Genomic DNA, 19,646 nt, shown 5'->3' on the forward strand with positions numbered 1-19,646 from the left:
TTGCCAGGAAATAAAACTGGTATTATATCGAGGTCGGTGCGACCTTTTGAGCTTGGGTAAACTTGGCACGTTGGTGCTATTGACCAAGAAGCTCCCACTTCAACGAAGTAAGTGGCGAGTAGTTCACTTAGTGGAATATCGTTTTCTTTGGAAATTTTTTTGCAGTTATAGTATAAAATTTTCATAGTCAAAACTCCTCTAAACTAACCTTTATGTGATTGTGATAATAGATTGATGTGAAGAAAATAAGCATATTCTTACTGCTATCAAATGTAAGCTTGTAAGGTTTAAATGTTCCTTTTTTCTTATTAAATTGTATACTTTTTATAAATACTGAAGCAAATTCATTATTTGTAGGAGTAGAAAATGTAGGCATTCTAAAATTAATATCATCTATTAAGTCATCCGAATTAAGGCTATAATTTCGATAACGTTCTGCATTGTTTAAATTTGGAGTATCAGGCCAACTTAGTATTATTCCTGAATTTATTACTTGATTTTTGAAAATTTCAGTAATTATGCGTTCAGAACTCCTGTCTTCGTGAAGAGTAGAATGTATCATTGTTGAATATAAATATAAAAGTATATCGCTGCAAGAATATTTGATTTTTTTGTCGTCTGATTTTTTTACAAAAATACCCAAATCATCATTGTATAGTTGTAGTAATTTTGAATATACATCTTCTGCACTGTCTTTAAATTTTAATATATCAGAATTTGAATACATAAATTCAAAATTAAAGTAGAGCATACAGCTGTTTTCAAGTTTATTTTTGCTGTTAAATGAAGTTTGAAGTTTATATCTTTCTATTAAAAGGTCTGATAAATCGAGCATTAATGATTTTGCCATCAATTCTTTTGAATAATCATAAAATATGTTCATAGCTATGCAAAGTTTTAGTAGTTCGCTATTTGGTAGTTCATAAAGTTCTTCTTTATAGAAAATAAGCATATTTAATATATCAAAGGAGAAGTTCTTATATTCCATTCCTATTTTACTATTGTCATATGTTGAGTACTTATAGTAAGCACACATAAGAAGTGCTTGATCAGAGTACTTGAATTTTTTTGATTTTTCTTCGAATTTAGTTTTATCTATCAATGATTCAGATACATCTATTTTATCTACAAAGACTCCTTCAGAGTTTCTTAAATTAGCAGCATAAAATTCCAATTGTTTTTGAGCTAAACGTAAATAAATATTTCTTAGATTAAAATTTTTTTCATCAATATTTTCAAAGCTAGAATAATAATCTACTAATTCTAATAGAGAAAGCGTCATTAAGCTGTTTGAGAAAATGTTTATTTCCTTTTTGAATTTTTCTTCATTCCAAAGGAGAGTATTGTCTTGAGTTATTAGCTTTGGATTAGCTTTTTTGTATATACATAAAAGTGGATAAAAATCTTTTATTGTGTTAATATCAATATCGGAGGAGTGCTTAATAAAGTCATTTGGTGTAATTGATATGCCACAATGTGATTGTAGAGTTAAATGTTTTAAAGTTTCTTTTGATAAGTGAAACATTTGATTGTTTATATTGTTTTTATTTATTATGTTGATTCGCAAAAATGGTCCTATATATTTCAAATTAACACCACCATATATTAATCCATATAAGATAATATGATTAATATTCGAAAAAAGTGCTTGTCCAATGAAATTAATTTGCAAAAATGTATGAAATTATAGAATTTAGTGTGAAAGGAAGAGTTAAATGAAAAAATTAATAGTAGCAAGTAATAATGAGCATAAAATAAAGGAAATACGAGAAATATTGAAAGATTTTAATATGGAAATTCTATCGCTGAAAGATGTCGGAATAGATATAGATATTGAAGAAAATGGAACTACTTTTATGGAAAATGCGGCTATAAAAGCAAATACAATATTCAATATAATGAGTGATTACATGGTTATGGCAGATGATACAGGATTAATGGTAGATGCTTTAAATGGAGCACCAGGAGTTTATTCTGCTAGGTTTGCTGGTGAGCATGCAAATTTTAAAAAGAATAATGAAAAGCTATTGAATTTACTTAGAGATGTACCTTTTGAAAAAAGAACAGCAAAATTTGTTTGTGCCATTGTCTTAATAGTGGATAAAGATACCGTTATTAATGTGGAAGGTGAATCAAAAGGTTATATAACAGATAAGTATGTAGGCGATTCGGGATTTGGATATGATCCTCTTTTTTATGTGCCTGAATTTGATAAGACATTTGCACAAATGACTTCTGAACAGAAAAATTCAATAAGTCATAGAGGAAATGCTCTTCAAAAATTAGTAGAGGAGATGAATAAACTAAAATTGATTTAGATGGAGGCAATATTATGATTTTAGCTGTAGTTAGTGATACCCACAAGAGAAGAAGTCAGATTAGAAAAGTATTAAAAAAGATAAAGAATGCTGATGTTTTAATACATTTAGGTGATAATGCCGAGGATGTAGATGAAATGGTGTTAGCTTTTAGTAATCCAATTTATAGTGTTAGAGGAAATTGTGATTTTTCATTGAGGTCACCAAGTGAAAGGATTGAAACAATAGGAGGCAAAAGAATATTAATTACTCATGGTCATAAGTATTCTGTTAAATATAACTTAATGAACTTAAAATATAGAGCATTAGAAGTTGGAGCAGATATTGTTTTGTATGGACATACACATATAGCAAATATAGAATGCAATGATGGTATATGGTTTATTAATCCGGGTAGTGCTTCGGTATCAAGAGGAATGTTTAACAGTATTGCTTTTATTGAAATTAATAACGGTGTAATAACACCTTCTATAGTTGAGATAGAATAGTAAACTAATAATAGAGAATAGTGAATAGAGAATAGTAAAGGTTGAAATTGCTACGCAATTTCTTCAAGATAAGATTGCCAGTCGGTCAGTGGGCTAGTGGCTAGTTAAGGTTGAAATTGCTACGCAATTTCTTCAAATAATGAGAGTACTAGTTTTTTAGTCGGCTAGTTGCTAGTTGATGATGAAATCGTTACACGATTTCTTAAATGCAATACAAAGCATTTTCTGGTTGTAAGTATATAGCAGCCAAGTTACAAATTTGTACTAGCCTTCTAGTCCTCTAGCAGCCTGGCAAACTTGTTTCATTTCTAGTACCTCAAACAGATACTGGTATACAAATGGTAAATCTGTGCTGGAGACTAGGGACTAGGGATTTGGGATTAGATAAGCTGGAGACTAAAAAAAGTTACCAATCGCCAATCGCCAATCACCAAACCATATTGTGACTTAGTCAGAAACTTAAAGCCTAGAACTTTCTTTTCCTCATAGTACCCAGTACCTCAAACAGATACTGGCATACGAACATTAAATTTGTACTAGCCGACTAGCCCTCTAGCAATCTAGTCCACTCGCTTTTAGTACTAGCACCTTCCTTTCTCTTCTAGCACCTAGTACCTAATAAGACAATAGCTGTCAAGTCACAAATCTGTATTGGAAACTGGAGATTAGAGACTGGAGACTAAAAAAAGTTACTAATCGCCAATCGCCAATCACCAAACCATATTGTGACTTAGTCAGAGAATAAATACTAGCATCTTCCTTTCTCTTCTAGCACCTAGTACCTAATAAGATAATAGCTGTCAAGTTACAAATCTGTACTGGAGATTGGAGACTAGAGATTAGAGACTAATAAATAGTCATCAGTCGCCAAAGCAGATTGTAACTTAGTTGGAGACTAAAGCCTGATTGCTATTTACTGTTTACATTAAATGGCGTGACAGAAAAATTTGACTATTTAAATTATTCTTAGTTTAATTTTATAGAAAAAAATATTAAAAAAAGTATTGACGAATTTAAATATATAGTGTAGAATAATCTACGTCGTCGGTTGAGGGCGAACCCGATACCGAGCGATAGATAAGAGAGTTAAGATTGAATTTTCGGGGTGTGGCGCAGATGGGAGCGCGCGTGCTTTGGGAGCATGAGGTCGCAGGTTCAAGCCCTGTCACCCCGACCATGTATGAGTTTTGTTTGACATGCGGGTGTAGCTCAATGGTAGAGTTCCAGCCTTCCAAGCTGGCTGTGAGGGTTCGATTCCCTTCACCCGCTCCAGTATGACAAGCACCATTAGCTCAGATGGTAGAGCACCTGACTCTTAATCAGGGTGTCCAGGGTTCGAGTCCCTGATGGTGTACCAAAACGGGGTGTGGCGCAGATGGGAGCGCGCGTGCTTTGGGAGCATGAGGTCGCAGGTTCAAGCCCTGTCACCCCGACCAAGAAATGCGGAAATAGTTCAGTTGATAGAATGCCACCTTGCCAAGGTGGAGGTCGCGGGTTTGAGTCCCGTTTTCCGCTCCATGTATGCGGGTGTAGCTCAATGGTAGAGTTCCAGCCTTCCAAGCTGGCTGTGAGGGTTCGATTCCCTTCACCCGCTCCATTAAGATAAGCGTCTTTAGCTCAGTTGGATAGAGCAACGGCCTTCTAAGCCGTGTGCCAGGGGTTCGAATCCCTTAAGACGCACCATATTAAGCACCATTAGCTCAGATGGTAGAGCACCTGACTCTTAATCAGGGTGTCCAGGGTTCGAGTCCCTGATGGTGTACCAAAAACGGGGTGTGGCGCAGATGGGAGCGCGCGTGCTTTGGGAGCATGAGGTCGCAGGTTCAAGCCCTGTCACCCCGACCAAGAAATGCGGAAATAGTTCAGTTGATAGAATGCCACCTTGCCAAGGTGGAGGTCGCGGGTTTGAGTCCCGTTTTCCGCTCCATGTATGCGGGTGTAGCTCAATGGTAGAGTTCCAGCCTTCCAAGCTGGCTGTGAGGGTTCGATTCCCTTCACCCGCTCCATTAAGATAAGCGTCTTTAGCTCAGTTGGATAGAGCAACGGCCTTCTAAGCCGTGTGCCAGGGGTTCGAATCCCTTAAGACGCGCCAATGTGGTGGACGTAGTTCAGTTGGTAGAGCACCAGATTGTGGCTCTGGTTGTCGTGGGTTCGAGCCCCATCGTTCACCCCATATATATTGGGATATAGCCAAGTGGTAAGGCACCAGACTTTGACTCTGGCATTCCGTAGGTTCGAATCCTGCTATCCCAGCCAATATGATCTACTAGCTCAGTCGGTAGAGCACATGACTTTTAATCATGGTGTCCGGGGTTCGATTCCCCGGTAGATCACCAAATAAATAATAAGTATGCAGGTGTGGCGGAATTGGCAGACGCACTAGACTTAGGATCTAGCGCCTATGGCGTGGGGGTTCGACTCCCTTCACCTGCACCATAAATTAAAGAAAGTTAAATAAAATGGTATGAATGCGGAAATAGTTCAGTTGATAGAATGCCACCTTGCCAAGGTGGAGGTCGCGGGTTTGAGTCCCGTTTTCCGCTCCATATGCGGGTGTAGCTCAATGGTAGAGTTCCAGCCTTCCAAGCTGGCTGTGAGGGTTCGATTCCCTTCACCCGCTCCATTAAAATAAGCGTCTTTAGCTCAGTTGGATAGAGCAACGGCCTTCTAAGCCGTGTGCCAGGGGTTCGAATCCCTTAAGACGCGCCAATGTGGTGGACGTAGTTCAGTTGGTAGAGCACCAGATTGTGGCTCTGGTTGTCGTGGGTTCGAGCCCCATCGTTCACCCCATATATATTGGGATATAGCCAAGTGGTAAGGCACCAGACTTTGACTCTGGCATTCCGTAGGTTCGAATCCTGCTATCCCAGCCAATATGATCTACTAGCTCAGTCGGTAGAGCACATGACTTTTAATCATGGTGTCCGGGGTTCGATTCCCCGGTAGATCACCAAATAAATAATAAGTATGCAGGTGTGGCGGAATTGGCAGACGCACTAGACTTAGGATCTAGCGCCTATGGCGTGGGGGTTCGACTCCCTTCACCTGCACCATAAATTAAAGAAAGTTAAATAAAATGGTATGAATGCGGAAATAGTTCAGTTGATAGACCTCCACCTTGCCAAGGTGGAGGTCGCGGGTTTGAGTCCCGTTTTCCGCTCCATGTATGCGGGTGTAGCTCAATGGTAGAGTCCCAGCCTTCCAAGCTGGTTGTGAGGGTTCGATTCCCTTCACCCGCTCCATTTTATGCTTAAATTTAATAGCTTTTTATCAATGATAGCATATTCTTCTAATTAACATTTGAAGTGCGCTCATAGCTCAGTTGGATAGAGTAACAGACTTCGAATCTGGAGGTCGTGGGTTCGACTCCCGCTGGGCGCACCAACAAGCATTATTGTAGGGTAGATATATCAACGTTTTAAGGATTTCACTAAGTAGATTTACTTAGTGATTTTTTTTATTATTTTTTTATTTTTTCCACACTTTTCCCACACTAGGAAAGCATAAAAAAATTCCCACATTTTTTTCACATCAAATTACGTAAATAAATTATTTAATTTTTTCTTAAATGTATGACTTATGGTATTAAAGATGAAGTTAAACTAATTTAATTGAGATAATTAAATTAGTTGGGTATAATATTAATATATTAACAATAGTTTATAGTTGAGTATAACTATGAGGTGGTGAGATATAGTGACTAAAAAGCCTATAAGTAAATCTGATATAGTTCTAGAAAAATTTGATAATATAATAGGAATTTGTACATTTGGTAGTTATAATGAAGAATGTTGGGATAAAAACAGAAGTGACATAGACGTCATGATTTTATTAAATAGAGAGTTGGATTGGAAGAAAGAGATAGAAATAGAAGAATATTTAGATAGTAAACTACCCAATTATTTTGAACATGATAATATTCACTATACTTTTATAAACGAATTTGTTTATCCATTTAGTGAAATATTTATATGTAGTAATGATAAAATTATAATACGAGAAGAGGAATATTTAGATTATATATTAGGTTATTCTGTATTTAAAAGAGACAGAGAGTATTTAGAGATTATTAGGGAAGAAAATTTAAAAAGCAAGGAGTTGGTCAGAAATGGTTTATTATAAATATAAAAAGGAGAAATTAGAGGGAAAATTTTCTCAAAGCAAGGTTTTTTTAGCTAAAATAAGAGAATGTCTTAGAAGAAATCCTAACAGTGAGGATGAAATAATAGATGATGCTATGATATCATATTTTAATTCATTCTGTGAATTTATTATAGATATGTGTGAAACGTACTTAGTAGCTACAGATAATTATATACCTAATAAATCAGCTACGGACATAATAGATTTAGCATCAACGTTTGGATTTATATCAAAAGAAGATTCAAAAAAGTTACAAGGAATTGTTAGACTTAGAAATAGATATACACATGATTATTATCAAAGAAAACTATCTAGGCAGAGAATTATAGCTATATGTAAGGAAGAAATACAGACATTAGATTTATTTTTAGAGATATCTACTGAAAAAATAATGTTGAAAGTAAAGTAGTGAACTTATAATACAGTATTTTTATTTAAATATATTTTAGTTTAAATGCTTGAATGAAATGTAAATATGATTTTATTTTTAATTTGGTGGAGATGATTTTGTGAGAATTATTGTTGATGGTGATGCATGTCCAGGGTTGAATATTATAGAAAAAGTATCAAAAGAAAATGAACTTGGGATGATTATTTTTTGTAGTATAGACCATATTCTAAGAAGTGATTATGCAGATATAAGATATGTTGATAAAGGCTCTCAAGCTGTTGATATTAAAGTTGCTAATGAATGTAAAAAGAATGATATCATTGTTTCTCAAGACTATGGTGTTGCAGCTATGGTACTTGCAAAAGGGGCGCATGCTATTAGTCCTAAGGGTAAAATATTTGATAATACCAATATAGATGCACTTTTAAGTCAAAGGCATATTGCTGCTAAAATAAGACGAGGTGGTGGAAAGTTTGCAAACCCTAAAAAAAGAACTTTTGAAGATGATGAACGGCTTTATAATAATTTGTTAAAATTGGTGCTTAGGTATAAATAAGGAAAAAAATTTAAATTAGTGAATAAAGAATAGTGAATAGAGAATAGTAAAGGTTGAAATTGCTACGCAATTTCTTTAAGACAAGATTGCCAGTCGGTCAGTGGGTTAGTGGCTAGTTAATGATGAAATCGCTACACAATTTCTTCAAATAATGAGAGTACTAGTTTTCTAGTCGGCTAGTAGCTAGTTGATGATGAAATCGTTACACGATTTCTTAAATGCAATACAAAAAACGTATGTTGATTATAATTAGGCATTTGAAAGAAAATAACAAGTCAAAGATGCGACGTATATTTTGTGAAATACAAAGAGTTGGGTTCCGCTGATAGTAGGTCCTATCAACGGGTTCCGACGATGAAGTAGTTCGCAAAATAGACTAGCATACTGACTAGTTATTTTTTTGAAAATGCCTTATATAGCAATCAAGTTATAAATCCGCACTAGCAGTCTAGCAGACTGGCAAACTTGCTTCATTTCTAGCACCTAAAACAGATACTGATATACAAATGGTAAATCTGTGCTGGAGACTAGGGACTAGGGATTTGGGATTAGATAAGCTGGAGACTAAAACAAAGTCACTAATTACCAATCACTAGTCACCAAACCATATTGTGACTTAGTCAGAAACTTAAAGCCTAGAACTTTCTTTTCCTCATAGTACCCAGTACCTCAAACAGATACTGGCATACGAACATCAAATTTGTACTAGCCGACTAGTCCTCTAGCAATCTAGTCCACTTGCTCTATTCCCTAGCACCCAATTCCTAGCCCCTTCTTTTCCTTATAGTACCTAATTACCTGATTCCTAGTACTTGGTACCTAATAAAATACTAGCTGTCAAGTCACAAATCTGTACTAGAGACTGGAGACTAAAACAAAGTCACTAATCACCAGTCACTAGTCGCCAAAGCAGATTGTTACTTAGTTAGAGCATAAAACCCAGCACACAGTACCTAATTTCTAGTACCTAATATGCAGATACTGATAGTCAGATATCAAATCTGTATTAGAAGCTGGAGATTAGAGACTGGAGCTCAAAGCAAAGTCACTAATCGCCAATCACTAGTCGCCAAAGCAGATTGTAACTTAGTTAGAAACTTAAAACCTAGTACTTTCTTTTCTCTCCTAGTACCCAGTACCTAAAACAGATACTGGCATACAAATATCAAATCTGTACTAGCCGACTAGTCCTCTAGCAAACTTGATTTAGCCTAGCACCTGCTACCTTTCTTTCCATCCTAGCACCTAATTCCTATCATCTGGTTCTTGCTTTGGGTTGCTATTCTTTTAGTTCATTCATATCAACGTCATTTTTTATGGTAAGTGGGAAAAGTGAACCATTATTTGTTTTTTCTACTACAGGATATTTAATACTATCAATGTCTGTAGTATTTTTTTTATATGTGTAATTTGCATTATATTTACTAATAATCTTTTTCATGGAATCACCCCTTTTAAAAGTAACTATACATCTGTTATAATTATTTTGTACATAAATAATAATTTTATAATGGATAAGTTTAATTTATTTGTCTTAAATATTAGGGAATGGGATATAATTTATATTGGTATAATAATTCTAATAATTTAGTGAAAAGGTGATAAAGTGAAGATATCAACTGCTTTTATGAAAAAAAATAAGCATTTTTTTTATCTGCTATTATTTGTTCCATTACTATTGTGGTTTTACGCTTGTGAAAAATCTATGCAACCTAAATATAATATGCATTGTGTACTTGATAATTATATTCCATTTATTAAATACTTTATAATACCATATTTACTTTGGTTTCCTTATATGGGGTTTGCATTTCTTTATTTAGGACTAAAGGATAAAAAGAGTTATTTAAAATTGCTATTATTTTTGATAAGTGGTATGAGTATAAGTTATATCATTTTTATAGCATTCCCTACTGGACAGGATTTAAGAAGGGAAATAGAAGGAAAGGATGTTTTCCTAAGTTTGGTTACATTTATACGTAATATAGACCCACCAACAAATGTATGTCCAAGTATACATGTTTTGAATAGCATAGGTGTTCATACTGTAATTGCCAATAGTGATAATACATCTAGAAGGGTAAAATTATTTTCGCTTATAAATATGATATTGATATGTGCTTCTACAGTATTTATAAAGCAGCATTCAATTTTAGATGTAATTGCTGGAATTGGTATAGCACTTGTTTTAAGTATTATGATATATGTACTTCCTAATTTATATTTAAGCAAAAATGGAATTAAGCATTTGAAAGAAAATAACAAGTCAAAGATGCGACGTATATTTTGTCTTAGACAAGGAGACAGGTTTCGTTGATAGCCTAGCTATCAACGAGTTATGACGATGTAGTATGGCGAAGAATAGACTAGCATACTGACTAGTTATTTTTGAAAATACATTGATAGAAAATTCAATAAAAATAAAATAAGTACTAAAATAAAGGTTTTATATTTGGAGTTTGTTGCTATAGGTGTTGATGTATAATTATGGATTGTAGTATAATTATTTACAAGGATATCTAAGGCATTTTCTTTTAAATGTCTAAATGGGGAGTGCATTGTTATGGAAGATATAAAGCTGGTACGTATTAAAAAAGTTTCTAAAGATAATATTGATAGATTTATGATTAAGGTTGCCAATAAAATAAGTGATGATGCTTTATATAGGTTTTTGATAGATGAAGAATCTACTTGGAAGACAATAAAAGAATTTGATGAAGAGAATTGGGTGGAATTGTCTTCAAATAAATATGAAAATAGTGATATAGTAGTACAATATAAGCACAAAGATAGCGATAAGATTTTTGAAATTTCAAGTATGTACCATATTAATGATATACCATTTGAGGATAATATAGAAATACAATCACAATATAGTGAGGTCAATTTTAAAATTATTATTGATAGAAAAGTTTATAATATTGGTGAAAAAGTATTTGTTAAAATGATTACATCAGAAGAAAATCTTATGTACAGATATTGGATTAAAAATGATGAAAATTGGATATTGTTGAAGGATTATTCATTAGAAGATGCTATAACATTTACTGCAACAAGTGAAAAAATGAATAAAATCAGAGTAGAAGCTAAGCGTATAGATTCAATTTGTGAATTTGAATATGAAGACGAGACCGAATTTGAAGTAAAAGAGGTAAAAACACTTAAAATATTAGATATTAAGACTGTTTCTTCAGAATTACTTGTTGATGAAGAAATAGCGTTTCAAGTTGATGCTGAATATGAAAATAATAGATTGATTTTGTATAAGTTTATTAAAATAGATTCAAATGGGAACAATGAATGCATACAAGATTTTTCAACCAAAAAACTAGTTACTTATAAGGAACAATTTCCAGGGGAATATAGACTTTTATGTATTGCAAAGGATTTGTATTCTGTTAATGAATTTGATGATAGAGCTATTTTAAAATACAGTGTTAAAGCATATAGAGCAATTGAAATTCATAGTTTTACAACTGATGTATGCTCTCCTCAACCAAATGGAGCGGAAATATTATTAAAGGCTTTTGTTACTGGAGGCAAAAATCTTTTATATAGATATATTATTAAGGGAAATATAAGTGAAGATTCAGGTTTTATTTCTGATAATACATACTTATGGAAGGCTAAAGAGACTGGAAAATATTTAATAGAGTTAAGAGTTAAGGATGCGATATCAAATAAAAATTATGATGCTAATAGTTACTTAGATTTTGTTATAGATGAAACTAAAGTTGAGACTTTAAAAATTGATAATGTTATATTTAATAAAAATGATAATATTTTGATTAACGAAAAAGTTTCTGTTGAAGTTGTAGTTTCAGGGGGATTTGAACCTTTATATAGTTTTATGCTTTATAAAGATGGAAAGCATATAGAGAAAATTAATTACGGTATAAATAATTGGGTTACTTTTGTTCCTAGTGAAAAGGGAAAATACGCATTAGAAATTAAGGTGAGAGATAGATATTCTAATAGGGAATATGATAGTCATTCGATTAGGTATTTTACAGTAAATGATTATGTACCTGCTAAAATAGAATATATTTTAACTTCGCAGAATGAAAATTATGTGGTTGGGGATAAGATATCAATGGAAATTATATCTGAAGGAACAAAAAAAACACTGGTAAAATATAAGTTATATATAAACGGCCATTTTGTTGAGGAAAGTTCATATTCATTTAACAAAAAGTTTTGTTTTGATGCAATTTGTAGTGGAAAATATTATTTTGAGTTTCATGCAAAAAATATCGATAGTAGTAAGGAATATGATTCTAAATGCAGTTTGGATTTAAAAGTAGAAGAAGCTACTCCTGTAACTAATGCGACTATAATGTGCAATCAAAAGACATTTAAAACAGGTATTCCTATCACAATAAATGCAGATTGCGAAGGTGGTAAAAGGGTAATTTATGAATTTTACCTTATGGAAAATGGTGAGTGGAGGCTAGTACAAAAATATAGCAGTAAGAGTTATTATACCTTTGTGCCATTTAGCGTGCAAAAATATAAAATTTTAGTTTTGTGTAAAAGTATGCATAGTAAAAAAGCTTACGAAGATTTTTGTGAATTTGAATTTGTTACTGAAAAAGGACTTGAAGTTAATTAATAAGTGTTATATATTTTATATGTCGTGTTTTATGTTGGTTGACCCTAAGTATTTGATATAACAAATATTTAGGGGTTATTTTTTACAATAGAAAATTAAAATAAAAGGAGAAAAATTAATGGAAAGATTAGATAAAGTGCTTTCAAATTTAGGATATGGTAGTCGTAAAGAGATAAAGGCATTAGTAAAGAAGGGGGAAGTCGAAGTAAATAACGTTATAATTAAAGATAGCAGTATAAAAATAGATCCAGAAGTTGATGTTATTACTGTTTCAGGAGAGAAAGTGAATTATAGAAAATATATTTACATAATGATGAATAAACCAAGTGGAGTTGTTTCGGCAACATATGATAACTATGATGAAACGGTTATAGACTTGCTGGATTTTGAATATTTAGCTTTTGAACCATTTCCAGTAGGAAGATTGGATAAAGATACGGTTGGACTTTTGCTTTTAACCAATGATGGAAAATTAAATCATAGATTAATATCTCCTAAGCATCATGTGGATAAGATTTACTACGCAGAAATCGACAAAAAAGTTGATCAGAAAGATATAGATGCTTTTGAAAAAGGAATTGTACTTGAAGATGGATATAAATGTATGCCTGCAAAATTAGAAATATTAAATTCTGATGAAAATGGTTCGGAGGTTAGGGTAACCATACAAGAAGGAAAGTTCCACCAAATAAAGAGAATGTTTGAAATTAGAGATAAAAAAGTAGTATATTTGAAAAGAATAGCTTTTGGACCACTACAATTGGATGAAAAATTGTCTGAGGGAAAATACCGAGAATTGTCGGAAAATGAAATTAATTTATTAAAAAATGTATAAAAATACTTGCTTTTTTATAAATAATTTAATATAATAAGTTTGCAAAGAAAAATATATGATAACAGCCCCCTTTTTAATTAATTGATATAACAGTCTCTCCCCAAGACTGTTATTTTCTTTGCATATCATAGCGAAATTTGTCGAAAATAAAATTGTTATATTGATTTAACGCATTGTTAACACTCTTTCATAACTACATTTAATTTTTCAAATGAAAGTATAGTTTACTAACAATGCTTTGTCTATAATCTCCAGCTTAATGCTGGATTTTTTTTTATGAAATAATTATCAAAATTATGGTGATAATATTATTGGATGATAATATTATTGAATGTTTGTTTATTGTATTTATTTAAATTTATCGAAAATATTTGGTATATTTTAAAATATAGATTATAATAATGATAAATAAAATTTTACAGTATTGAAGAAAGGTGAAATATTAATGAATATAAGGGATATATTAATAAGTTTTATGAAAGAGAAAGCGTATAAACCAATGACAGTAAATGAGCTTGCGGCTGTTTTTGGTGTAGGAAAGCATGAAATGAAGGATTTTAAGAAACTGCTAAAATCAATGGAACGTGAAGGAAAAATAATTAAAACAAGAACTGAACATTATGGTGTTCCTGAAAGAATGGGACTAATAGTTGGTAGATTTCAAGGTAATTCTAAAGGATATGGATTTGTAATATGTGAGGGAGAAAGACAGGATATATTTATACCAATAACAGGTGTAAATGGCGCTATGAATGGTGATAAGGTTTTAGTTAAGATAACAAGGCATAAATTACATGGTAAAAAAAGTGAAGGGGAAGTACATGATATAATTGAAAGGGCAAATAAGACTGTTATAGGTGTGTTTGAAGAGAGTGAACAGTTCGGTTTTGTTGTGCCATATGATAAGAGGATTTATCAAGATGTATTTATATCAAAGGAACAGATTAATGGTGCTAAAGATGGTCAAATAGTGGTTGCAGAAATTACGAAGTGGCCTAAGAAAAGAAGAAATCCAGAAGGAAGAATTATAGAAATATTAGGGAATAAAGGTGACAAAGGTATAGACATATTAACTATAATAAGAAAGCATAAGCTACCAGAAAAATTTTCACAAAAGGTTCTGAATTATACAGAAGGTATACCAGAAGAAATACCGGAGCAGGAATATAAAACAAGAAGAGATTTAAGAGACTTAAGAATGGTTACAATTGATGGAGAAGATGCTAAGGATTTAGATGATGCAGTATCCATTGAAAGGTTGCCTAATGGTAATTATAAATTAGGAGTTCATATTGCAGATGTTTCTTACTATGTGAGAGAAAAGAATGTACTCGATAAGGAAGCTTTTAAGAGGGGAACTTCGGTATACCTAATCGATAGAGTAGTTCCAATGCTTCCTAAGAAGCTTTCTAATGGTGTTTGCAGTCTTAATCCTAAAGTGGATAGACTAGCATTAACATGCATGATGGAAATCAATAAAAAAGGAAAAGTTGTAGAACATGAAATATTTGAGAGCATAATAAAAACTAATGAAAGAATGACATACAAGGATGTAACAAAAATTTTGAGAGATAATGATGAAGAATTAATAGAAAAATATAAGTATCTATATGATGATTTTAAAACAATGGAGGAATTGTGTTTAATACTGAATGAAAAGAGAACACAAAGAGGAAGTATTGATTTTGATTTTGAAGAAAGCAAAATAATTTTAGATAAATTAGGTAAACCAGTAGATATTAAGCCTTATGAAAGAGCTATTGCAAATAGGATAATAGAGGAGTTTATGCTTGTATGTAATGAAACAGTTGCAGAATATATGTATTGGACTAAGGTTCCTTTTGTATATAGGATTCACGAAGAGCCAGATGAAGAAAAATTAATGTATTTTAGTGAATTTATTCATAATTTAGGTTATGTATTTAGGATTAATCAACAAGTTCATCCTAGAGCTATGCAGGAAATACTAGAAAAGGTTAAAGGTAAAAAAGAAGAAACAGTAGTGAGTACGCTTATGCTTCGTTCTATGATGAAAGCAAAATATTCACCAGAATGTGTAGGGCATTTTGGATTAGCAGCAAGGTATTATTGTCACTTTACTTCGCCTATAAGAAGATATCCTGACTTGATAATTCACAGAATAATAAAAGAGTTTTTACATGGCGAAATTAATGAAAAGAGAGAGAGAAGACTTAAGGCAGAAGTAGAAAGTGCTTCTATTCAATCGTCAGAGAGAGAAAGAGCTGCAATGGAGGCAGAGAGGGAAGTTGAAGATTTGAAAAAGGCTGAGTACATGAGTGAGAGAATAGGAGAAGAATATTATGGAATAATTTCTTCTGTTACAAACTTTGGTTTCTTTGTTGAATTGCCGAATACTGTCGAAGGATTGGTTCATATGAGTTCACTAGATGATGATTATTATATTTTTGATGAAGCGCATCTCTGTTTGATAGGCGAGAATAGCAAAAAAATATTCAAATTAGGAGATGAAGTTAAAGTCAAAGTTGATAGGGTTGAAATGGATTCACATGAAGTATATTTTAAATTAATCGATGATTATGATGAAAACGATGAAAATGATGAAAATGATTACAATGAACATGATTATTATGATGAACATAATGAAAAATTAGAAGAAGAAATTTGATATTTTACGACAATACATTAAAAATTTCCAGTTACTTGGCTGGAAATTTTTAATGTGATTTTGTTAATTCTTGATAATATTTCGTTTGATTAATAAATTTTTTAGTTCTTTTTTATATTCTCTGCTAATATTTTTGTTTTTGGATATAATATCATATCCAGCTTGTATAGTATCCAATATTATAGGGAATTTTGGTATTCTAATTATTCCATTTAATAAATTAGTATATTTTTTTACTTTTTCATTTGATATATTGGCAATTAATTTTCTAGTTGCACCTACAATGATTGCACTTATTACTAACTGGGATATTATAAAAATAATTACAATAATTATAAAAATTAAAAATATATGTGTAAAATCAAGCAAATGAGTTACCCCCTCTATAATTTGGAATATATATAAGTTTACCACAAAATTATTTTCGAGTGAACTGTAAATACAATATACAAAGTAAAGCTTACAAAATACAAAGTAGTGCTGGAATGATGGAACTTAACATAATGGTTATGTATAAGTGAACTCGTTTTGCTAAAGCAAGACATCGGGACTTCATGAGGAGACTCTATTCCCCTTGAAGCAAAAAGCTTCAATCTCCAACTAACAGAAGAGGGAGTCTTATAGAAGCGATAAATCAATGAGTTGCTCAAATGTTGCGTAGCAATAAAATGTGTAGTAGAATTAGTACATAAAGTTATTGGGAATTTATTAAAGTTTATCAATGAGTTGAAGTGATAAAGATAAAATGGATACTTAAAGGTGGTGTTCTGTGTGGCTAAAAAGAAAAATAAATTAGAAAATACGCTTGCAACAAATAGAAAAGCTTCGCACGATTATTATATAGAAGAGACTTATGAAGCTGGAATTGCACTTTCAGGTACAGAAGTAAAGTCAATTAGAGCAGGTAAGGTGAATTTAAAGGATAGCTATGCTCAAATTAGAAATGGTGAAGTGTATGTTTGTAATATGCATATAAGTCCTTATGAACAAGGAAATATATTTAATAAAGATCCACTTAGAGAAAGAAAATTGCTTCTTCATAAAAATGAAATACTAAAGCTAATAGGATATACTTCACAGCAAGGATATACTTTAGTGCCTCTATCATTATATTTAGTGAGAGGGAGAGTAAAAGTAAAGTTGGGTGTAGCAAAAGGAAAGCATAATTATGATAAGAGACAGGCATTGAAAGAAAAAGCTGCCAGAAGAGATATTGAGAAGCATATTAAGAATTCTATGAGATAGTAAGATAAAACTAATAATGTTGTGTAAAATTTTCACTTGCTAAAATTCAATAATTATTGTATGATAGTCAAGTAAGGGTGATTTTTGATAGCCTTTTCATTTAAAATTTAATAGAGTATTGGTATGTCTGCGAAACCGAAGTTTGCTCTTGCTATTACATGGGGGCGTAATGGTTTCGACGGGGATGTACTTCATTTAGGAAGCGAGCCGAGGGAATCCTAGTCCCGCGTTAAAAAACCAGGAATTAAATATAAACGCAGACGATAATTTTGCATTAGCAGCTTAATATAGCTGCTCGTTCTACCTAGGAGGCCCACGGCCTGGGATAGGGCGTCGACTAGTGGGAAAACGAGCCTAACAAAGCTTTGAGTTAGGAACGGAATTCATGAAGCTACCGAAATGAAAATCCTGTCAGTGGGAGTTTCATAGAGGGAATTTTAAAACACTGAATGCGCTCGGAGATGCCTAGATGGGGTTGTTTTCGGACAGGGGTTCGATTCAGTAAGAGTCGCCTTATGGAGTGATCCATAAGTGAAAACTTGGCTTTATCGGTGAAACCTTAGCACTTAGGGTGAAGGTAATACCGAGGGGTATGTGGAGAAATCCAACAGCCCTGTATCGACTCATAGGCTTCTAAGTTCATATGGATAAGGAGTACTAGGATGGGAATTGAAAAACGATACTATAATTCTCATAATACGCCAAGGAACTTAAAATTTAAGTTCAAGATATAGTCAGCACCATTTGGAAACAATGGAATAATGTGTCCCCTCGCCTCCACCATAGAGTATAAAAGACTGGAAATTTCCAGTCTTTTATTTTATAGAAATGAAATCATTATAAAATTTTTCTTTTGCCTCGAGCATTTCTTTAGAATATTTTCCATTTCTCGGAGTAACTTTCTTGTACTTTTCTATAATTAATTTGGTTCTTTTCCGCTTAGATTCGATTATTAAATAAGGTTCTATTTCTTTTAAAAGATTGATAGCATCGTTATACTTAACACAATATGTGTAAGATTTTTTATGTTTTTGTGGATTATAATTCTTTTTTTTATTAATTGTTCCAACTTTAGTTTTGAATTTTATCCATTCTAATAATTCGATAGTTGTAGAACTAATACTAATACAAGGTGAAGGGTATTGATTACTGTGGAATTTTATTAGCATTATACTACCCTCTCCATCTATAATACCTGCTATATATGACTTTTCTTCTTCAGTCATTGAAAATGAAATCCTCCTCCTTTTCTTAAAATATATGCTTTAGTATATATTTTTTAAGAAATATTATTCTAAAATTTTTTCTAAGTGTCTGACCTCTTTGTTTACACAAATAACTTAAACAAGAATAACTTAAACGTAATTAAGTTATTCTCGTTTAAGTTTATAGATATGTGGTATAATATTAACAAGTCGAAGAATAATATATCAAATAGCTATCATGATGTATCAAATGAATGAAGGTAAAAAAATGAGATTTATTGGTAGAAAACATGAGCTTAAAGTTCTTGAAAAGTTATACCTAGAAAATACATTTCAGTTTGTAGTTATGTACGGTAGAAGAAGGATAGGAAAAACTAGATTATTAAGTGAATTTTGCAAAAATAAGAATTCAATACTTTTTGTTGCAGAAGAATATAACGATAAAATAGCTTTGGAAAAATTTTCTAAAAAATTTTTGAACATTATGATATGTTGGATTATATGTCTTCATTTGAATCATGGGAAAAAGCCTTCCTATTTCTTAATAAAAAAGCCCAGGATACTTCTTTGGTACTAGTAATTGATGAATTTCCTTATATAGCTATGGCAAATAAATCTATACCATCTCTTATGCAAAATTTAATTGACCATAATTTGAAAAATAGTAAATTATTCATTATAATATGTGGTTGTTCTATGAGCTTTATGGAAAAAGAGATTTTATCCTATAAGAGTCCGCTTTATGGCAGAAGAACTTCACAGATGAAAATAGAACCTTTTGATTTTTTTGATAGTATAAATTTTTTTCAAAACTATAGTATACAAAATCAAGTAATTTCTTATGGTATTGTAGGTGGTATACCTCAATATTTACAAATAGCAACAAAAACTGCAGTCCAGTTTTTGTAAGGTGCCTGATACTTTACAAAGATTGGAAGTGAAACGAACAATCTTTGTAGCTATTTATTGATACGTGGAGAAAAAATGTTTCTTTTGTTGAAAATTATAGAAAATATAAAAAAAGAGGATTATAATATAATTGTATTGGTTTAGGCTAATGTAATTATTTTTAGTTTAGTACTTTAAATGAGCAAAAATCATTACAATAATTTACAAATGACTTTACGACTCAATTTGTAATATTGAATTTTAATGTTTTCCTGTACTAGGTGATGCTAGAGAATCGCACTAAAATGTTATTTTACA

The 19,646-nt window shown here is 32.0% G+C and carries 17 protein-coding genes, 26 tRNA genes and 1 other RNA gene; 39 read left to right on the plus strand and 5 right to left on the minus strand.

All coding sequences use genetic code 11. The features are described 5' to 3' along the window. Positions 1-185 (minus strand): hypothetical protein (locus CLTEP_RS15240; protein WP_207644329.1); only part of this gene is annotated, 185 nt, incomplete at its 3' end. A gap of 2 nt (positions 186-187) precedes the next feature. After that, positions 188-1,588: a hypothetical protein gene (locus CLTEP_RS10800; RefSeq protein WP_066826652.1), complete on the minus strand. Its 1,401-nt coding sequence runs from the start codon at positions 1,586-1,588 to the stop codon at positions 188-190. A 127-nt stretch (positions 1,589-1,715) separates the two neighbouring features. On the opposite strand from CLTEP_RS10800, the gene CLTEP_RS10805 reads away from it, so the two are divergent. The 31 genes from CLTEP_RS10805 (at position 1,716) to CLTEP_RS10955 (ending at position 7,896) form a co-directional block, all read left to right on the plus strand. Further along, positions 1,716-2,318 (plus strand): XTP/dITP diphosphatase, encoded by a 603-nt coding sequence (locus tag CLTEP_RS10805; protein ID WP_066826654.1) that lies wholly within the window; start codon positions 1,716-1,718, stop codon positions 2,316-2,318. A gap of 14 nt (positions 2,319-2,332) precedes the next feature. Next, positions 2,333-2,806 (plus strand): metallophosphoesterase, encoded by a 474-nt coding sequence (locus tag CLTEP_RS10810; RefSeq protein WP_066826656.1) that lies wholly within the window; start codon positions 2,333-2,335, stop codon positions 2,804-2,806. A gap of 1,101 nt (positions 2,807-3,907) precedes the next feature. Further along, positions 3,908-3,983: transfer RNA gene (locus CLTEP_RS10815), tRNA-Pro, on the plus strand. Between the two features lie 21 nt (positions 3,984-4,004). Then, positions 4,005-4,078, plus strand: a tRNA-Gly gene (locus CLTEP_RS10820). A 9-nt stretch (positions 4,079-4,087) separates the two neighbouring features. Next, positions 4,088-4,163 (plus strand) — tRNA-Lys (locus CLTEP_RS10825). Positions 4,164-4,166: 3 nt separating this feature from the next. Continuing rightward, positions 4,167-4,242 (plus strand) — tRNA-Pro (locus CLTEP_RS10830). A gap of 6 nt (positions 4,243-4,248) precedes the next feature. Further along, positions 4,249-4,324, plus strand: a tRNA-Gly gene (locus CLTEP_RS10835). A gap of 5 nt (positions 4,325-4,329) precedes the next feature. Then, positions 4,330-4,403: transfer RNA gene (locus CLTEP_RS10840), tRNA-Gly, on the plus strand. 9 nt (positions 4,404-4,412) lie between these two features. After that, positions 4,413-4,489: transfer RNA gene (locus CLTEP_RS10845), tRNA-Arg, on the plus strand. 6 nt (positions 4,490-4,495) lie between these two features. Next, a tRNA-Lys gene (locus tag CLTEP_RS10850) sits at positions 4,496-4,571 on the plus strand. Positions 4,572-4,575: 4 nt separating this feature from the next. After that, positions 4,576-4,651: transfer RNA gene (locus CLTEP_RS10855), tRNA-Pro, on the plus strand. 6 nt (positions 4,652-4,657) lie between these two features. Then, positions 4,658-4,733, plus strand: a tRNA-Gly gene (locus CLTEP_RS10860). 5 nt (positions 4,734-4,738) lie between these two features. Continuing rightward, positions 4,739-4,812 (plus strand) — tRNA-Gly (locus CLTEP_RS10865). Between the two features lie 9 nt (positions 4,813-4,821). After that, positions 4,822-4,898, plus strand: a tRNA-Arg gene (locus tag CLTEP_RS10870). Positions 4,899-4,903: 5 nt separating this feature from the next. Then, a tRNA-His gene (locus CLTEP_RS10875) sits at positions 4,904-4,979 on the plus strand. Positions 4,980-4,986: 7 nt separating this feature from the next. Next, positions 4,987-5,062: transfer RNA gene (locus CLTEP_RS10880), tRNA-Gln, on the plus strand. Between the two features lie 4 nt (positions 5,063-5,066). Then, positions 5,067-5,142 (plus strand) — tRNA-Lys (locus CLTEP_RS10885). A 16-nt stretch (positions 5,143-5,158) separates the two neighbouring features. Continuing rightward, positions 5,159-5,242: transfer RNA gene (locus CLTEP_RS10890), tRNA-Leu, on the plus strand. A gap of 34 nt (positions 5,243-5,276) precedes the next feature. Continuing rightward, positions 5,277-5,352 (plus strand) — tRNA-Gly (locus CLTEP_RS10895). 3 nt (positions 5,353-5,355) lie between these two features. Then, a tRNA-Gly gene (locus tag CLTEP_RS10900) sits at positions 5,356-5,429 on the plus strand. A gap of 9 nt (positions 5,430-5,438) precedes the next feature. Then, positions 5,439-5,515 (plus strand) — tRNA-Arg (locus CLTEP_RS10905). A gap of 5 nt (positions 5,516-5,520) precedes the next feature. Beyond that, positions 5,521-5,596: transfer RNA gene (locus tag CLTEP_RS10910), tRNA-His, on the plus strand. A gap of 7 nt (positions 5,597-5,603) precedes the next feature. Beyond that, positions 5,604-5,679: transfer RNA gene (locus CLTEP_RS10915), tRNA-Gln, on the plus strand. A 4-nt stretch (positions 5,680-5,683) separates the two neighbouring features. Further along, positions 5,684-5,759, plus strand: a tRNA-Lys gene (locus CLTEP_RS10920). Positions 5,760-5,775: 16 nt separating this feature from the next. Next, positions 5,776-5,859 (plus strand) — tRNA-Leu (locus CLTEP_RS10925). A 34-nt stretch (positions 5,860-5,893) separates the two neighbouring features. Beyond that, positions 5,894-5,969 (plus strand) — tRNA-Gly (locus CLTEP_RS10930). 5 nt (positions 5,970-5,974) lie between these two features. Then, positions 5,975-6,048, plus strand: a tRNA-Gly gene (locus CLTEP_RS10935). Positions 6,049-6,113: 65 nt separating this feature from the next. Further along, positions 6,114-6,190 (plus strand) — tRNA-Arg (locus CLTEP_RS10940). 312 nt (positions 6,191-6,502) lie between these two features. Beyond that, the gene (locus CLTEP_RS10945) at positions 6,503-6,928 is read left to right on the plus strand and encodes a nucleotidyltransferase domain-containing protein (protein WP_066826657.1); all 426 of its coding nucleotides are present in this window, start codon (positions 6,503-6,505) and stop codon (positions 6,926-6,928) included. Beyond that, positions 6,915-7,358: a HepT-like ribonuclease domain-containing protein gene (locus CLTEP_RS10950; protein WP_066826658.1), complete on the plus strand. Its 444-nt coding sequence runs from the start codon at positions 6,915-6,917 to the stop codon at positions 7,356-7,358. The genes CLTEP_RS10945 and CLTEP_RS10950 overlap by 14 nt, the downstream gene beginning before the upstream one ends. Positions 7,359-7,458: 100 nt before the next feature. After that, entirely contained in the window at positions 7,459-7,896 is a 438-nt protein-coding gene (locus CLTEP_RS10955) for a YaiI/YqxD family protein (RefSeq protein WP_066826660.1), read from the plus strand. Positions 7,897-9,175: 1,279 nt separating this feature from the next. Here CLTEP_RS10955 and CLTEP_RS15100 read toward each other — a convergent pair. Beyond that, a complete protein-coding gene (locus CLTEP_RS15100) occupies positions 9,176-9,337 on the minus strand; it encodes a hypothetical protein (RefSeq protein WP_169798787.1) in 162 nt (53 codons plus the stop codon). 165 nt (positions 9,338-9,502) lie between these two features. Here CLTEP_RS15100 and CLTEP_RS10960 point away from each other — a divergent pair, with 165 nt between their 5' ends. The 4 genes from CLTEP_RS10960 to rnr all read left to right on the plus strand — a co-directional run bounded on the left by CLTEP_RS10960 (position 9,503) and on the right by rnr (position 15,990). Then, the gene (locus CLTEP_RS10960; RefSeq protein WP_084364904.1) at positions 9,503-10,213 is read left to right on the plus strand and encodes a phosphatase PAP2 family protein; all 711 of its coding nucleotides are present in this window, start codon (positions 9,503-9,505) and stop codon (positions 10,211-10,213) included. Between the two features lie 246 nt (positions 10,214-10,459). After that, positions 10,460-12,508, plus strand: coding sequence for a triple tyrosine motif-containing protein (locus tag CLTEP_RS10965; protein WP_066826661.1), 2,049 nt, complete (start codon positions 10,460-10,462; stop codon positions 12,506-12,508). A 118-nt stretch (positions 12,509-12,626) separates the two neighbouring features. Beyond that, the gene (locus tag CLTEP_RS10970) at positions 12,627-13,343 is read left to right on the plus strand and encodes a pseudouridine synthase (RefSeq protein ID WP_066826662.1); all 717 of its coding nucleotides are present in this window, start codon (positions 12,627-12,629) and stop codon (positions 13,341-13,343) included. A gap of 445 nt (positions 13,344-13,788) precedes the next feature. Continuing rightward, complete coding sequence (gene rnr / locus CLTEP_RS10975; RefSeq protein WP_066826664.1) at positions 13,789-15,990, plus strand: ribonuclease R; 2,202 nt, start codon at positions 13,789-13,791, stop codon at positions 15,988-15,990. 63 nt (positions 15,991-16,053) lie between these two features. On the opposite strand, the gene CLTEP_RS10980 is transcribed toward rnr, so the two are convergent. Then, positions 16,054-16,359 carry a hypothetical protein gene (locus tag CLTEP_RS10980; RefSeq protein WP_066826666.1) on the minus strand — a complete coding sequence of 102 codons (306 nt, stop codon included), beginning with the start codon at positions 16,357-16,359 and terminating at the stop codon, positions 16,054-16,056. 402 nt (positions 16,360-16,761) lie between these two features. Between CLTEP_RS10980 and smpB the strand changes: the two genes are divergently transcribed. Further along, a complete protein-coding gene (smpB, locus tag CLTEP_RS10985; protein ID WP_066826668.1) occupies positions 16,762-17,235 on the plus strand; it encodes an SsrA-binding protein SmpB in 474 nt (157 codons plus the stop codon). A 168-nt stretch (positions 17,236-17,403) separates the two neighbouring features. Then, positions 17,404-17,736: a transfer-messenger RNA gene (gene ssrA, locus CLTEP_RS10990) on the plus strand. 314 nt (positions 17,737-18,050) lie between these two features. Here the strand turns inward: ssrA and CLTEP_RS10995 are convergent. Next, complete coding sequence (locus CLTEP_RS10995) at positions 18,051-18,461, minus strand: hypothetical protein (protein ID WP_066826670.1); 411 nt, start codon at positions 18,459-18,461, stop codon at positions 18,051-18,053. 247 nt (positions 18,462-18,708) lie between these two features. On the opposite strand from CLTEP_RS10995, the gene CLTEP_RS15320 reads away from it, so the two are divergent. Together CLTEP_RS15320 and CLTEP_RS15325 are read left to right on the plus strand one after the other, a co-directional pair. Beyond that, complete coding sequence (locus CLTEP_RS15320) at positions 18,709-19,017, plus strand: ATP-binding protein (protein WP_242863927.1); 309 nt, start codon at positions 18,709-18,711, stop codon at positions 19,015-19,017. Further along, positions 19,008-19,349, plus strand: a complete 342-nt coding sequence (locus CLTEP_RS15325) for an AAA family ATPase (protein WP_066826673.1) — start codon at positions 19,008-19,010, stop codon at positions 19,347-19,349. The genes CLTEP_RS15320 and CLTEP_RS15325 overlap by 10 nt, the downstream gene beginning before the upstream one ends. Positions 19,350-19,646 lie beyond the last annotated feature (297 nt).

This window comes from Clostridium tepidiprofundi DSM 19306, from assembly GCF_001594005.1.
GTDB lineage: Bacteria > Bacillota > Clostridia > Clostridiales > Clostridiaceae > Clostridium_AC > Clostridium_AC tepidiprofundi.